The sequence below is a fragment of the Mesoterricola silvestris genome (assembly GCF_030295405.1).
Taxonomy (GTDB): Bacteria; Acidobacteriota; Holophagae; order Holophagales; family Holophagaceae; genus Mesoterricola; species Mesoterricola silvestris.
Genome location: NZ_AP027080.1, coordinates 916756 through 930995, shown reverse-complemented (window position 1 = coordinate 930995; position 14240 = coordinate 916756). Strand labels below are relative to the sequence as shown.

General features: G+C 71.5%; 14 protein-coding genes. 10 read left to right on the top strand and 4 right to left on the bottom strand.

The genetic code is table 11. The annotated features are described in order from the left end of the window. Nucleotides 1–7 precede the first annotated feature (7 nt). The 7 genes from R2J76_RS03950 to R2J76_RS03920 all read left to right on the top strand — a co-directional run bounded on the left by R2J76_RS03950 (nucleotide 8) and on the right by R2J76_RS03920 (nucleotide 7098). Complete coding sequence (locus tag R2J76_RS03950) at nucleotides 8–457, top strand: hypothetical protein (RefSeq protein ID WP_316414490.1); 450 nt, start codon at nucleotides 8–10, stop codon at nucleotides 455–457. Between the two features lie 171 nt (nucleotides 458–628). Further along, a complete protein-coding gene (locus R2J76_RS03945; protein ID WP_316414489.1) occupies nucleotides 629–3787 on the top strand; it encodes a C10 family peptidase in 3159 nt (1052 codons plus the stop codon). A gap of 14 nt (nucleotides 3788–3801) precedes the next feature. Continuing rightward, a complete protein-coding gene (locus R2J76_RS03940) occupies nucleotides 3802–4371 on the top strand; it encodes a hypothetical protein (RefSeq protein ID WP_316414488.1) in 570 nt (189 codons plus the stop codon). 44 nt (nucleotides 4372–4415) lie between these two features. Beyond that, nucleotides 4416–5009 carry a putative quinol monooxygenase gene (locus tag R2J76_RS03935; protein WP_316414487.1) on the top strand — a complete coding sequence of 198 codons (594 nt, stop codon included), beginning with the start codon at nucleotides 4416–4418 and terminating at the stop codon, nucleotides 5007–5009. 104 nt (nucleotides 5010–5113) lie between these two features. Beyond that, on the top strand, nucleotides 5114–5779 hold the full coding sequence (modB, locus tag R2J76_RS03930) for a molybdate ABC transporter permease subunit (RefSeq protein WP_316414486.1): 666 nt from the start codon (nucleotides 5114–5116) through the stop codon (nucleotides 5777–5779). Then, nucleotides 5770–6852, top strand: a complete 1083-nt coding sequence (locus tag R2J76_RS03925; protein WP_316414485.1) for a molybdenum ABC transporter ATP-binding protein — start codon at nucleotides 5770–5772, stop codon at nucleotides 6850–6852. The genes modB and R2J76_RS03925 overlap by 10 nt, the downstream gene beginning before the upstream one ends. 36 nt (nucleotides 6853–6888) lie before the next feature. Further along, nucleotides 6889–7098 carry a TOBE domain-containing protein gene (locus R2J76_RS03920; protein ID WP_316414484.1) on the top strand — a complete coding sequence of 70 codons (210 nt, stop codon included), beginning with the start codon at nucleotides 6889–6891 and terminating at the stop codon, nucleotides 7096–7098. On the opposite strand, the gene R2J76_RS03915 is transcribed toward R2J76_RS03920, so the two are convergent. Beyond that, entirely contained in the window at nucleotides 7082–7690 is a 609-nt protein-coding gene (locus tag R2J76_RS03915) for a CGNR zinc finger domain-containing protein (RefSeq protein ID WP_316414483.1), read from the bottom strand. The genes R2J76_RS03920 and R2J76_RS03915 overlap by 17 nt on opposite strands. A gap of 86 nt (nucleotides 7691–7776) precedes the next feature. On the opposite strand from R2J76_RS03915, the gene R2J76_RS03910 reads away from it, so the two are divergent. Further along, nucleotides 7777–8760, top strand: coding sequence for a PP2C family protein-serine/threonine phosphatase (locus tag R2J76_RS03910; RefSeq protein ID WP_316414482.1), 984 nt, complete (start codon nucleotides 7777–7779; stop codon nucleotides 8758–8760). 13 nt (nucleotides 8761–8773) lie between these two features. Here the strand turns inward: R2J76_RS03910 and rsgA are convergent, their stop codons facing one another. Together rsgA and R2J76_RS03900 are read right to left on the bottom strand one after the other, a co-directional pair. After that, nucleotides 8774–9883, bottom strand: a complete 1110-nt coding sequence (gene rsgA / locus R2J76_RS03905) for a ribosome small subunit-dependent GTPase A (protein WP_316414481.1) — start codon at nucleotides 9881–9883, stop codon at nucleotides 8774–8776. A gap of 161 nt (nucleotides 9884–10044) precedes the next feature. Beyond that, the gene (locus tag R2J76_RS03900; protein ID WP_316414480.1) at nucleotides 10045–10989 is read right to left on the bottom strand and encodes an AraC family transcriptional regulator; all 945 of its coding nucleotides are present in this window, start codon (nucleotides 10987–10989) and stop codon (nucleotides 10045–10047) included. Nucleotides 10990–11071: 82 nt separating this feature from the next. Between R2J76_RS03900 and R2J76_RS03895 the strand changes: the two genes are divergently transcribed. Continuing rightward, nucleotides 11072–12157, top strand: a complete 1086-nt coding sequence (locus R2J76_RS03895) for an aldo/keto reductase (RefSeq protein ID WP_316414479.1) — start codon at nucleotides 11072–11074, stop codon at nucleotides 12155–12157. A 381-nt stretch (nucleotides 12158–12538) separates the two neighbouring features. Here the strand turns inward: R2J76_RS03895 and R2J76_RS03890 are convergent, their stop codons facing one another. Next, a complete protein-coding gene (locus R2J76_RS03890; protein WP_316414477.1) occupies nucleotides 12539–13300 on the bottom strand; it encodes a DeoR/GlpR family DNA-binding transcription regulator in 762 nt (253 codons plus the stop codon). A gap of 130 nt (nucleotides 13301–13430) precedes the next feature. On the opposite strand from R2J76_RS03890, the gene R2J76_RS03885 reads away from it, so the two are divergent. Continuing rightward, on the top strand, nucleotides 13431–14237 hold the full coding sequence (locus R2J76_RS03885) for a hypothetical protein (RefSeq protein WP_316414476.1): 807 nt from the start codon (nucleotides 13431–13433) through the stop codon (nucleotides 14235–14237). Nucleotides 14238–14240: the final 3 nt, after the last annotated feature.

The window sequence follows — 14240 nt, the reverse complement described above, 5'->3', positions numbered from 1 at the left end:
GGCCCCCATGCGCCTCCTCCCCCTGGTCCTGGCAACCCTGCCCCTCCTCTCCGCCCCCTCCCGCCGGGCCCTGGACGTGGCCCTGCGCGTGGACGCCCCCAAGGCCGTGGCCCGGGGCTTCGCGCCCCCCTTCCAGGTGGAGGTGGCCTTCGTGGCCGAGAACCCGGGCCTCGGCGCGGTGACCTTCTCCGGCCGGTGCCCCTGGGAGGACCCGTCCAGGCCCCTGGGCCACCGCTGGAAGAGCGGGCTGGTCCTGGAGGCCATGCCCCGGGCCCGGGCCCTCCGGAACATCCGGTACCTCGTCACGGACAGGGCGGGAAGGACGGTGGCCGCCTTCAACGGTGCCGACGCCCGGATCCACGCCGAGAGCCTCAAGGGGATCCTGCTCCACCTCACGGTGGGCACCCTGGGCGAACCCGGCGCCGCCGTCACCCACATTGTCGAGCTGGAGTTCTGAAACCCAGGCCACGACTTAACTTAAATTAACTTCAGCCCGCTCCCCGCCGGCGCGACCATGGTCCCGCTGGGTGGGCGGACTCGTCTTCGTCCGCATCCGCCTGCGTAAGAATCCGGGAACCCCCTGGTTTCCGATTCCTGCCCGAAGCCAACGGAACGCCCTGGAGGATCCATGCGAATGCTGCCCACTCGTTCAAGATTCACGGCCCTGGGATTCCTGCTGGCCGCGGGCACCGCCGCCCTGGCCGCCCCGGTCAGCGCGGTGCAGGCGGGCATCGCCGCGGGCGCATGGCTCCAGCGCACCCCCAGGCCCCTGGAGACCGCGCTCCAGCCCACCCTGACGGGAATCGAGACCCACGCGGACGCCGACGGCCGCGTCCTCTTCCACCAGGTGAAGCTGGACGGCGGCGGATTCCTCGTCCTGGCCCCGGACGACACCCTGGAGCCGGTCATCGCCTTCGCCCCCCAGGGCAGCCTCGACCCGGATCCCGAGAACCACCTGTACCTCATGCTGCAGCGGGACATGCGCACCCGCCTGGACGTGATGGTCCGGAACCGCACCGCCAGCGGCCCCGGAGCCGCCGAGGCCGCCGCCTTCAAGGCCCAGGTCCAGTGGAAGAACCTCCTCGAGGCCCCCCAGGCCCTCGCCCTGTCCGTGGGCAGCGTTTCCGACGTGCGCGTGGCGCCGCTGGTGGCCAGCACCTGGAACCAGGGGGCCGCCGGCGGAAAGCTCACCTACAACTACTACACCCCCAGCGCCTACCCCTGCGGATGCGTGGCCACGGCCATGGCCCAGCTCATGCGCTTCCACCAGTGGCCCACCACCGCCATCGGCGCGATCCCCTTCAAGGTCACGTCGGACAAGGTGGCCCAGACCCTCACCACCCGCGGCGGGGACGGGGTGGGCGGCGCCTACGTGTGGTCCGACATGCCCCTCTCCCCCGGCGCCGCCACCACCGACGCCCAGCGGAAGATGATCGGCTCCCTGTGCCTGGATGCGGGGCTGAGCGTGAACATGGCCTACGCCGCGGATGGATCCGGGGCCACCACCTCCAAGGTCCCCGGGGCCCTGATGACCACGTTCAAGTACGCCAACGCCTTCTACGGCTACCGGAACATGGACGAACTCTCCGGCCACGGCCTGACCGACATGGTCCAGCCGGACCTGGACGCCGGATACCCCGTGATCCTCGCCATCACCGGGGACGGGGGGCATGCCGTGGTGGCGGACGGGTACGGGTACACCGGATCGACCCTCTACCACCACCTCAACCTGGGGTGGGGCGGGTCCGACAACGCCTGGTACAACCTCCCCGACATCGGCACCTTCGCCAATTTCAATCTGATCCACGGGTGCGTCTACAACGCCTTCCCCTCCGGAACGGGCGAGGTGATCAGCGGACGTATCACCGACGGCGCCGGCACCCCCGTGCCCGGCGTCACCGTCACCGGCGGAACCGTGACCAGCACCACGAATGCCGCCGGCATCTACGCCCTGAAGGGCGTCACCGCCGGGATCCAGACCATCACGGCCACCCGGTCCGGGCAGACCTACCCCCAGGCGGTGCGCATCACCGGCTCCTCCGTGGCGAACACCACCACCACCGGAAACCTCTGGGGCGTGGACCTGGTGCAGGGGGGCGGAGCGACGCCCACCATCGCGCCGCAGCCCTTGACCCAGAACGCCAAGCTGGGCGGGTCCGCCACCTTCACGGCCGGCGCCACCGGCCAGGGTCCCCTGCACTTCCAGTGGACCAAGAACGGGGCGGCGGTGGGAACCGACAGCCCGGTCTACACCCTCGCCTCCGCCGCGCTCGCCGATGACCAGGCCGCCATCGGCCTGAAGGTCACGGGTTCCCAGGGATCCGCCGACAGCGTCCCCGTGGCCCTCAACGTGGTCCGGCTCTTCAACGGCGACTTCGAGAAGGGCAACCAGGGCTGGGACCTCATGGATGACAGCGTGGTGCTGTCCAGCGGCTATTACGATATGGTCGAGCCCCACGGCGGCGGCCTCTGGCTGTGCCTGGGCGACTGGACCGGCCCCGTCACCGACTACGCCATGCAGGACATCGAGCTTCCCGACGTGGGCAAGCTGGACCTCTCCTTCTGGCTGGGCATCGGCAACAAGTCCAAGACCCCGTCCTCCGTGGCCAACACCTTCCAGGTCCTGGTCCTGGACACGAACAACGCGGTGCTGGGCACCTTCGCCCCCCGGGACAACACCCAGGCCGCCCTGGACGCCTCGGGCAAGGTGGTCTGGAACGCCGTCGGCCCCATCAGCCTCGCCCCCTGGAAGGGCCGCACCGTGCGCCTGCGCCTGGAATCCACCCAGGCCGGGGCCACGGACACCGGCACGGTCTTCGCCGTGGACGACATCGCCCTGGCCATCGGCGCCCCGGGACCCGCCGTCGCCCTGGCCCAGGGACCGCGCACCATCGCCACGGGGGCCCAGGTCCCCTTCTCCGCCACGGTCACCGGGTTCTCCGCCGACAACCGGGTGGACTGGACCGTGAACCCGGCCCTCGGCACCTTCAGCGCGGCCCGCACCGCCGGGGACGGAACCCCGACCCTCTTCACGGCAGGAACCGCGGCCGGGACCTGCACCGTCACCGCCACCCCCGTGGAGACCGGCAACGCGGCCACCACCACCCTGGCCCTGGTCGACGCCGCCGCCGTGACCGTGGGCCTGGCTCCCCTGGCCCCCACCACGGCCACCGGGCAGAACGTCACCTTCACCTCCACGGTCACCCCCCTCACCGACGCCTCCGTGACCTGGACCGCCACGGGCGGGACCTTCAGCGTCTCGGGCGGCACCACCGCCACCTGGTCCGCGGCCTCGGCGGGCACCTATACCATCACCGCCACCAGCAACGGCGCGCCTTCCCGCGCCGCATCCACGACCGTCAACGTCCTGGACCTGGGATCCATCGCCCTGACCCTGACGCCCGCCACCGCCGTCCTGCGCCCGGGCGGCAGCGCCACCTTCACCGCCGGCGGCGACCTGGGCCTGGGCGTGGACTGGACGCTCACCGCCCCCGCCACCCACGCCGAGACGGGCCTTGCCTCCACGGTCACCGTCCCCTCCACCACGCCCCTGGCCACCGCCACCTACACCCTCACCGCCACCCACAAGCTCGCGACCGCCGCCAAGGCCACCGCCACGATCACCGTCAGGGGCCTGGACCTGGACGGGGACGGGGCCCTGGGCTTCTGCGACCTGCTCACCCTGGCCGGCCAGTGGGGGAAGGACGCGTCCAGCCCCGCCAACTTCAAGGGTTCGGGCACGGTGGACGACACCGACCTGGCCACCCTCCTGACCCAGCTCCAGTGAAAGCCGAGGCACCCATGAATCCGCGCATCCTCCTCCCGGTCCTTCTCGGCACCCTCCTCGCCTGCGGCGGGGGCGGCGGCGGCAATTCCACGCCCGCCACCGCGAGCTCCCTGACGTACGCCGATCCCGCGGCCGCCACCTACCTGCTCAAGAAGAACACCGCCCTCAGCACTTCCGGCCACCTCGTGCTGGAGCTGTGGGGCCCCGCGGGCGCCACCGGCTGCGGCGTCACGGCGGCCTTCACCCTGGGCGGCACCGCCGCCTCCTGGCACAACGTGAACGCCGCGGACGCCGCGGGCACCTACGTGGCCAACGGCACGGCCTTCGACCTGGGCGCGGGCACGCCCATCCTCAAGGCGAAGCTGACCGGGACCAGCCTCGCCGCCACCGTGGCGGAGAAGGGCACCGGCGCCCCCAAGGCCCTGGACAAGGCGCTCCTGCGCATCGCCCTGGACCTCAAGACGGGCCTCGCCCCCGGCGCCACCGCCACCCTCACCCCCGACGCCGCCAAATGCAAGGTCCTCCTCGCCGACGGCACCCTGGCGCCCATCACCATCGCCGTTTCGGGCATCACCGCCCAGTAGGTCCCGCGCCGAGGTATGGTGGAAGGACACCTCGGAGCCGAACCATGACCCAGATCGTCCTCGCCGCCATGTTCACCGCCCGCCCCGGCGGCGGATCCGCCCTGCTGGCCGAGGCCGCGCGCATGGTGGAGCCCACCCGGGCCGAGCCCGGTTGCGTCCGCTACGACCTTTTCCGGGACCCGGAGAACCCCGACGCCCTGGCCTTCGTGGAGACCTGGGAGAGCGCCCCCGCCCTGGAGGCCCACCGCCGGAGCCCCCACATCCAGGCCTGGCGCGCGGCCTCGGCCGCGCTCATCGCCGCCCGGGACACGCGCACCCTGGAACCCCTGGGCGAGCCCGGCCCCGTCGCCCAGGGCCCCCTGGAGGTGCTGGCCTTCGTCACGGCCCGCCCCGGATGCGAAGCCGCCCTGGCCGCCGAACTCCAGAGCGTGGTGGCCCCCACCCGCCTGGAACCCGGCTGCCTGCGCTACGATCTGCACCGGGACCCCGCCGACCCCGCCAACCTGGCCTTCCTGGAATCCTGGGCGCACCGGCCCGCCCTGGAGGCCCACATGGCCGCGCCCACCTTCCTGGCCTCCCGGGAGCGCCAGAAGGACCTGGTGGCCGGCGTCCAGATCCGGCTCATGGAGCGCGTTTGAGAGGGTTCCCCCCCGGGGCGATGTATGAGATAACAGACATCGACCCCTTGGAGTTCCCTTGAACGGCCGCGCCGCGCAGTCCGCCCCCTTCGAAAAGCCCTGACATGGACTGGGAGGCCATCCGCCTCAGCCTGCGGCTCGCCGCGTGCTCCGTGGCCCTGCTGCTGCCCCTGGGCACCCTCCTGGCCTGGCCCCTCTCCCTGGGCCGCTTCCGGGGCAAGGTGCTCCTGGAGGCCCTCACCTCCCTGCCGCTCATCCTGCCCCCCACGGTGCTGGGCTTCTACATCATCGTGGCCCTGGGACCCCGCAGCCCCATCGGCGCCGCCTGGGAGCAGCTCACCGGGGCGCGGCTGGTCTTCAGTTTCCAGGGCCTGCTCCTGGCCCAGGTGGTCACCAACCTGCCCTTCTTCCTCCAGCCCCTGGTGGCCTCCCTGGGGGGCGTGGACCGGCGCCTCCTGGAGGTGGCCTCCACCCTGGGCTCCCGGCCCCTGGGCGTCTATTTCCGGGTGGCCCTGCCCCTGGCCTGGCGGGGCCTGCTCTCGGCCATGATCCTCAGCTTCGCCCACGCCATCGGGGAATTCGGCGTGGTGCTCATGGTGGGCGGCAACCTCCCCGGCACCACCCGCACGGCCTCCATCGCCCTGTTCGACCAGGTGCAGGCCTTCGACATGGCCGGCGCCAACCGCACCGCCCTGCTCCTCCTGGCCTTCGCCCTGGCGGTGCTCTCGGGCACCGCCTGGCTCCGCTCCCGGGAGCGCCCATGGGCCTGAGGGCGTCCTTCACCAAGGCCTTCCCCCAGGGCCCCACCATCCAGGGCGAGGTGGACCTGGCCCTGGGCAGCTTCAGCCTCACGGTGCTCTTCGGCCCCTCGGGCTGCGGCAAGACCACCCTCCTGCGGTGCCTGGCCGGGCTGGAGACCCCGGACCGCGGCGCCATCCGGGCCGCGGACGAGGTGTGGTTCGGGCCCGGCCCGGGCGTGCCCGCCTCCCGCCGGGGCATCGGCTACGTCTTCCAGGACTCCGTGCTCTTTCCCCACCTCACCGTGGCCGGCAACATCGCCTACGGGCTCCAGGGCCTCCCCCGGGAGGAGCGCCACAGGCGCGTGGCCAAGCTCGTGGAGCTCATGGGACTCCGGGGGCTGGAGGACCGGCGCTCCCGGCAGCTCTCCGGCGGGCAGAAGCAGCGCGTGGCCCTGGCCCGGGCCCTGGCGCCCCGGCCGCGCCTGGTACTCCTGGACGAGCCCTTCGCGTCCCTGGACCGCGCCGCCGCGGACCTGCTCCGCCACAACCTCCGGCAGATCCTGCGAGCCCTGGACGTGCCCGCCGTCCTGGTGACCCACGACCCCGTGGAGGCCCTGGCCCTGGGGGACCGCATGCTGCTCATGGCCGAGGGGCGCATCGTGCGCGACGGCCCCCCGGCCTCCGTCCTCGCCGGCGCCGGCGGCGTCCCCGGGGACCAGATGGGCGCCGTGGTGCGGGCCCGGGTCACGGGCACCACCGAGGGCCTCCTGCGCCTGGAGGCCGGGGGCGTGGCCTTCGTGGCCCCGGACCCCGGCGGCGCCACCCCGGAGGTGTACGCCTGCATCCGCGGCGAGGGCGTGTCCCTGGAGCGCGGCCCCCATGGCCTCCTCACCCAGCGCAACCGCCTCCGGGCCACCATCACGGCCATGGAGCCCCTGGGGGCCCTGACCCGGGTGGGCCTGGACGCGGGCTTCCCCCTGCACGCCCTGGTCACCACCTGGGCCGCCCAGGACCTGGACCTGGCCCCCGGTCAGGAGGTCCACGCCCTCATCAAGGCCAGCGCCATCCAGGTGGTGCCCATAGAGGACTCATTGGGTGCATAATCGGGGCCTCGGGGCCGGAGCCCCAGGGAGGTGGCCATGAAACTCAGCGCCCGCAACGTCCTGAAAGGCCGCATCACGAAGGTGAACCACGGCGCCGTGGAATCGGAGATCGTCATCGAGCTCAGCCCCGGCGTGGAGATCGTCTCCACCATCACCAAGGCCTCCGCCGAGGGCATGAAGCTCAAGCCCGGCGACACGGCCCACGCCATCATCAAGGCCTCCAACGTCATCATCGGGGTCGACTGAACTCCCGGGCCCGGTAGTGGCGCCTGGCCTTGGCCCGGTTGCCGCAACTGCTCATGGAGCACCACCGGCGGGACCCGGCCCGGCTGCGGTCCAGGAACAGCCAGGTGCACCCGTCCCCCGCACATTCCCGGATCCTGCCGGCCTCCTCCGAAGCCAGGAGGTCCGCGGCCGCGCGGAGAATGGGCCACAGCGGGGCGTCCAGGGCGTTCCGGTCCCAGGCCCACCGGAACCCGTGCCCCTGCGCTTCCAGCCGCAGGTGGCCCAGGGCCCCGGCCAGGGCCCCGTTGAAGGCCCGAAGATCGCCGGGCCGGGGAGGCACTCCGGCCGCGCGCCGTGAACAGAGGCCGTAGATGGCCTCCCGCGCCCGGCGGGCCCGGGCCAGGGCCGCCCCCGCCGCCGCGGGATCCTCCCGCGCGAGGCGGTCCAGGCCTGCCCCTTCCGCCTCGTCCACCAGGCCCGCCCGGCGCGCGAAGGCCAGGAAGGCGTCCATGGAACGGAGTTCGTCCGTGGAGGCCCGGCCCCGGTCCGCCCAGGTATTGGCGAAATCCAGGGAAATCTCACCAGGGAAAGGCGTTGCGGCCGGTGCGTCCATGCCCCCAATATAACCCTATAGATCCACTTGACAGGTTAGAACGGGAGGTTATTTTTAACCGTCTCCCTTGCCCGAGGAGGTCCGCCATGACACCCACCGAATCCCTGCTGGTGGATCGCCTCACCGCCGGCCGTGAGCACCTGGCCCGGCTCGCGTCCGAAGCCCAGGAAAGGAACCTCGCCGATCTCCTGCGGCGGGTGGACGGCGCCATCGGCGCCCTGGAGACCGGGAGCTGGGGCACCTGCTGCGTGTGCCGGGGGCCCCTGGATCCCGAGGACCTGGCCCGGGATCCCATGGTCCAGATCTGCCTGGAGTGCCTCACCCCCGAAGCCCGCCGCGCCCTGGAGCGGGACCTGGAAACCGCCGGCCGGGTCCAGCGGGCCCTCCTGCCGGCCCCCTTCATCCGCTGCGACGGCTGGGAAGTGGCCCACCTGTGGGAACCCAAGGGGGCGGTCTCCGGGGACCACGTGGATCTCATCCCGCCCCAGCGCCAGGGGGACCCGCTGCACCTGCTCCTGGGGGACGTGGCCGGCAAGGGGGTGGCCGCCTCCCTCCTGCAGGCCCACCTCCACGGCCTGTTCCGGGCCCTGGCCCCGGCGGGCCGTCCCCTGCCCCTCCTCATGGCCGAGGCCAACGGCCTCTTCGCCCAGGCCACCCTGGCCACCAGCTACGCGACCCTGGCCACCCTCCGCCTGGCCGCGGGTGGCCGGGCGGAGCTGGCGAACGCCGGCCACACCCGCCCCCTGGTGGCGGACGCCCAGGGGGTGCGCCCCGTGGAAGGCGGGGGCCTTCCCCTGGGCCTCTTCCCGGATTCCGTGTTCCCCCGCCAGGATCTGTCCTTTGCGGAAGGCCAGACCCTCCTCCTGTACACCGACGGCTGGACGGAGGGAACGAAGGGCGAGGAGGAATTCGGAATGGGCCGGGCCGCCGCGGCGCTGGGACAGGCCTTCCGGCTGCCCCTGCCGGAACTGCTGGCGGCCTGCCGCGGCGCCCTGGAGCGGTTCCTGGAAGGTTCGCCCGTTCTGGACGATCTCACCCTGGTCGCCGTGCGGTGGGCCGGGACGGCGTGAGGGCGCGCCCCCATCACCGTTTCCGGAGCGACTTCTGGGCCTTGCTGATGCGGCGCCATTTGTCCTCCCGCTCCCGCCACAGCCGCTCGTCCCCCCGCGCCGCCTCGAAGGCCACCTCCCGGCGGAGCTGGAGGTAGTGCCCGTAGCGGTCCCCGCCCAGGAGGCCCTGGTCCAGGGCCTCCCGCACGGCGCACCCGGGTTCGGCGCCGTGGGCGCAGTCCCGGAACCGGCACCGGGCCGCGAGGGCCGCGATTTCCGAAAAGGCGGTGTCCAGGTCCGCGCCCTCGGCGCCCAGGCCCACCTCCCGGACGCCGGGGGTTTCGATGAGGCAGCCGCCCCCGGGCAACGGGAAGAGTTCCCGCCGGGTGGTGGTGTGCCGCCCCCGTCCGTCCGAGGCCCGCACCGCCCCGGTGGGACGCGCGTCCTCGCCCAGGAGGGCGTTGAGCAGCGTGGACTTCCCGGCGCCGGAGGAACCGGTCAGCACCCCCGTGAGGCCACCCTGGAGGCAGGCCCCCACCCGCGCCACGCCCTGCCCTGCGGGCGCGCAGACCTCCAGCACCTGGACGCCCGGGGCCACCCCGCGCATGTCCGCGGCGAAGGCCTCGGCCCGGTCGTTGAGATCCACCTTGGTGAGCACCACCACCGGACGGGCCCCGCTGCCCCAGGCCAGGGCGAGGAAGCGCTCCAGCCGGGCCGCGTTGCAGTCCCGGTCCAGTCCCATGACGAGGAACACCACGTCCAGGTTGGCCGCCAGGCACTGAGGCCGTCCGTCCGGCCCCTGCCGGGTGAGGGAGGGCCCCCTTTCCAGCAGATCCACCATGCGGCCCCGGGTATCCCCGGGGTCCAGGCGCAGGGCGATCCAATCCCCCGCGCAGAGGGTCAGGTCATCGGCCAGCAGGCGCTCCCGCATCCTGCCCGAAGGGGTGCACAGCCGCTCGCCGGAAGCCGTGCGCACCAGGGCGAGGCCCCGGCTGGCGGCCACCACGCGCCCCGGTTCGACAGGAGGGCCGAAGCGCGCGCGGAAGGCGAGGTCATGGGGTGAGGTCCACCCGAAGGTGGACAGGTTTTCGAAGGCATTCACGGCGGGGCCTAGGCCCGCCAAAGGGTTCGCGGAAAGCGTCATGGCTGGAGATTCCTGGATGGAGATTCACTCAAGCCCCCAGCGGGGGGCGTCCTTGAGAGGCCGAGGGGGCCGGGCTAGGCCACGGCCCCGGAGACCGCAACCGTCTCCAGGCTCATCCACGTTGTCGCATGCGGGGATCGCATCCACACTCCGCGTCCAGGCTACTCCCCGGGGAGGCCCCGGGCAACCCCCCGCACCCGGTTCGGCGCGAGGCCGGTGGTGCGCTTGAAGGCATGACTGAAGGCGCTTTCGGAGGTGTAGCCCAGGGTGAAGGCCAGGGTGGACACGGGCGTGTCCCCCTCCACCAGGGCGCGCTTGGCCAGGCGCATGCGCCACTGGGTGAGGTAGGTGAGGGGCGGGACCCCCGCCGCGGAACGGAAGCGGGTGGCGAAGGTGGTGCGGGACATGCCGGCCGCCTTGGCCAGCTCCGTGAGCTGCCAGGCCCTGCCGGGTTCCCCATGCATCAGGCGAAGGGCGGGGGCCAGGTCCCGGTCCGTGATGGCCCGGAGCCAGCCCGCCGGGAACTGGCTGGTCTGGGCCAGGTGGGCCCGCAGGATGTGGATGAACAGGAGGTGCGCCAGCTGCTCCGAGGCCACCGCGGCCCCCGGCTGCTCTCCGGAGCGCTCCTGGGCGAGCTGGGCCAGCACCCAATGGCACATGGCCGCATGGGGCGATCCGGCCCGGGCCACCATCATGGGCGGCAGGACGGCGGTGAGGAGGTCGCCACTGCCGGCGCCCAGTTCCACATGGCCGCCCAGCAGCTGGAAATCGTCCCCATCGCCGATGCGGGTGACGGGTCCGGGGCAGTCCCGGAACACTGCCACGGCGTCCAGGGGTTCCAGCTCCCAGGAGGTGGCCAGGGTGAAGGCCCGGGGGGCCGACAGGAGGAACACGTCCCCCGGCCCCAGGCGCAGGTCCGCGGCTTCGCCCTCCACCCGCAGCCAGCAGGATCCCCGCACGATCCCGAAGAACTTGATCATGTCCGGCGCCGGGAAACGGAAGGCCCAGGCGCCGCCGGCCTGGAAGGCGCCGGTGATCACCGACTGGGCGTTGGCCAGCTTGAGAATGTCCGAGAAGAGATCCGCCATGCTGGAACGATCGCGCATGTCATGCGGACTTTCAAGCATTCATCGTCCGGAATCCGGGGCGTATTCTCACGGCGGACTCAATTTCACCCAAGGAGGTCCCATGCAGCTCGACCATTACGTGACGCTCGGCCACTCCGGCCTCCGGGTCAGCCCGATGTGCCTGGGGGCCATGACCTTCGGCGAGGACCTGGGGTGGGGCTCCAGCGTGGAGGAATCCCAGCGGATCCTGGACCACTTCATCGACCGGGGCGGCAATTTCATCGACACCGCCAATTTCTACACCAAGAGCCATTCCGAGAAGATCATCGGCGACCACCTGGGCCGCCACCCCGCCAAGCGCGACCGCCTGGTGATCGCCACCAAGTTCAGCGGCAACCTCTACCCCGGGGACCCCAACGGCGGCGGCTCCGGCCGCAAGTCCGTCATCGGCGCCTGCGAGAACTCCCTGCGCCGCCTCCAGACCGACTACATCGATCTGTACTGGCTGCACAACTGGGACGTGCACACCCCCATCGAGGAGACCATGGCCGCCCTGGACACCCTGGTGCGGTCCGGCAAGGTGCGCTACATCGGCGTCTCCGACACCCCCGCCTGGAAGATCGCCCAGGCCAACGTCCTGGCCCACTTCCGGGGCTGGGCCCCCTTCATCGGCCTCCAGATCGAGTATTCGCTCCTGCAGCGCACCGTGGAACAGGAACTGGTGCCCCTGGCCCTGGAGTTCGGCCTGGGCATCACCCCCTGGTCCCCCCTCAAGCGCGGCATCCTCAGCGGCAAGTACACCCGCGCCACCGCCGCGTCCCAGGAGCACGCCGCCAACCCCTTCCTCGCCCCCCACCTCAACGAAGCCACCTTCGCCCTGGTGGACGCCCTGGAGGCCATCGCCAAGGCCCACGGCAGCACCGTGGCCCGGGTGGCCCTGGCCTGGGTCCTGGCCCGCCCCGGCGTCGGTTCCACCATCATCGGCGCCCGCCGCATCGAGCAGCTGGAGGACAACCTGGGCGCCCTCCCCCTGACCCTCACCCCCGAAGAAACCGCCCAGCTGGACCAGCTCACCGCCCCCGTCTTCGGCTTCCCCCAGAGCATGCAGCCCATCTTCCCCGCCATCCACAACGGCGGCACCACCGTAAACGGTGTGTCGGCGCCCGCGTCGAGCTTCGGGCTGGTGAAGGGGGAGAAGCCCTACTGAAGGGTCGGCGGGTTGAGCCCTTCGTCCCTTCCGGGCGATCCCTGCCGGGGGCTGTGCGTTTGCTGATCCGGGTTCCGGGGCGAGGCCCCGACCCATAGGTGTTCCAACAGCATGCGCCGACCCACCGTGAGCGCTCGCAGGCAGTGTGCCTGCGAGCGCTCTGCCGTATCCAGGCATGGATTCGGGGTAACCGCCAAACCTGGACCCGCCCAGGTACTCCATCCCCAAGGGTCCCCGCGCAACGGCAAGCGCGAGCAGCGGTCACGCTGCTTGCGCTACCGGTGGGTCGGCGCAAGAAGTTGGAACACCGGTGGGTCGGGACCTCGGGTTGGAACCCGGTTCGGCAAACCTGCGGCCACCGGCAGGAACGATGACCGGAACCTAGGCGATGGATACCTTCACGCCCGCCTCCCGAAGATTCGCGAGCTCGGCGGGGTCGGCGCTGGGGTCGGTTATGAGTTCGCTGATGTGGGTGACGGGGCAGATGCGGGCGAAGGCCATGCGGCCCACCTTGGAGCCGTCGGCCACCACGACGGTGCGGCGGGCGTGTTCGATGAGGGCGCGGTTGGTGTGGGCCTCCACGTCGTGGTGGGTGGTGAGGCCGCCCTGGACGCAGATGCCGTCGACGCCCACGATGGCCAGGTCCAGGTGGATGCCGTCCAGGCTGGCCTCGGCCAGGGGGCCCACCAGTTCGTAGGACTCGCTGCGGGCGGTGCCCCCGGTGACGATGAGCTTGATGTTGGGGCGCAGGGCCAGGTCCGAGGCGATGTTGAGGGCGTTGGTGACGATGGTCAGGCCGGAGCGCATGGCCAGGGCCCGGGCCACTTCGGTGGTGGTGGTGCCGCCGGTGAGGCCGATGGAGACGGTGCCTTCGCCCAGGGCCTCCAGGGCCGCGGCGGCGATGCGGCGCTTCTCGTCCTTGTGGCGGCCGCCCCGGTACCGCAGGGGGAGCTCGTACACGAGGCTGTTGGCCACGGCGCCGCCGTGGGTGCGGGAGAGGAGATGCTGTTCTTCGAGCATTTCCAGATCCCGGCGCACCGAGGCGGTGGAAACGCCCAGCTCCTGGGCGATGTCGGTAACCCCAAGCGTTCCTTGTTTTGAAAGCCGATCGAGGATCAGGCCCAAACGTTCTTCCTGTCGCATTCCTAAAAATACCACCAAAAGAAAAATCTTGTCTGTTGCTTCTTGTTCACTTCTGCTTAAATTCAATCAAGAACAAACAACATTCATGTAGCATTTCGTTTCGAACCTGATTTCCCGCGGAGGGCCTGCCATGCTGTCCAATCACTTCGTCCCCAGGGGCCTCGCGGTACTGGCGTGCGGGGCCGTCCTGCCGCTCCTGGCCGCGGATCCCGCCCCCACCTTCGACTTCAAGGTGCGCACGGGCCTCACGGCCGGCGACCTGCGGCGGGACCACGACGACAACAAGGCCTTCGGGTTCGCGGTGGCCGGGCGGTTCCCGCTGGGCGCCACCAGCGCCCTCAACGTCGAACTGGGTTTCGATGTGATGCCCGGCCAGGCCCACGATGTCATGCCCACGTCGGGATCCGTCTACTACAGGCCCGAGGCGCCGGTCACCTCGTACGGAGGCGCCCCGCTTTACCTGAGCCCCTCCAATTCCATCGACTTCCGCAAGGAGCGCAGCCAGGGCTTCAGCCTGCGGGGTTCGTACACCGACACGCTCGGCTCGGGTTCGCTCTACTGGTTCGCGGGGGTGAGCCTGGACCTGCACAAGGTCACGGCGGAAATGAGCGGCACCCTCATCCCCGTGTACGGGGAGGCGCCGGCCACGGCGGTGCCCGGCTACGTGCCCCTGGATCCCGCGGATCCCGCCAGCGACGTGAAGGACTACTACGAGGGCTGGGCCATGGCCCGGGAGAAGACGAAGCTGGCCGTGGGGGCCCATGTGGGCGCCGGCGTGGCCCTCACCCGGGACTTCAGGCTCGAACTGACCCTCCGCAACATCGGGACGCACCACTTCGACTACAGGCCCTTCACCTACACCGGCAAGGCCCCGTTCCTCGAGGAGAGCACCCGCCGCGGGTTCGTCTTCGAACTGGCGCTGGCCTTCAGGATCTGACGC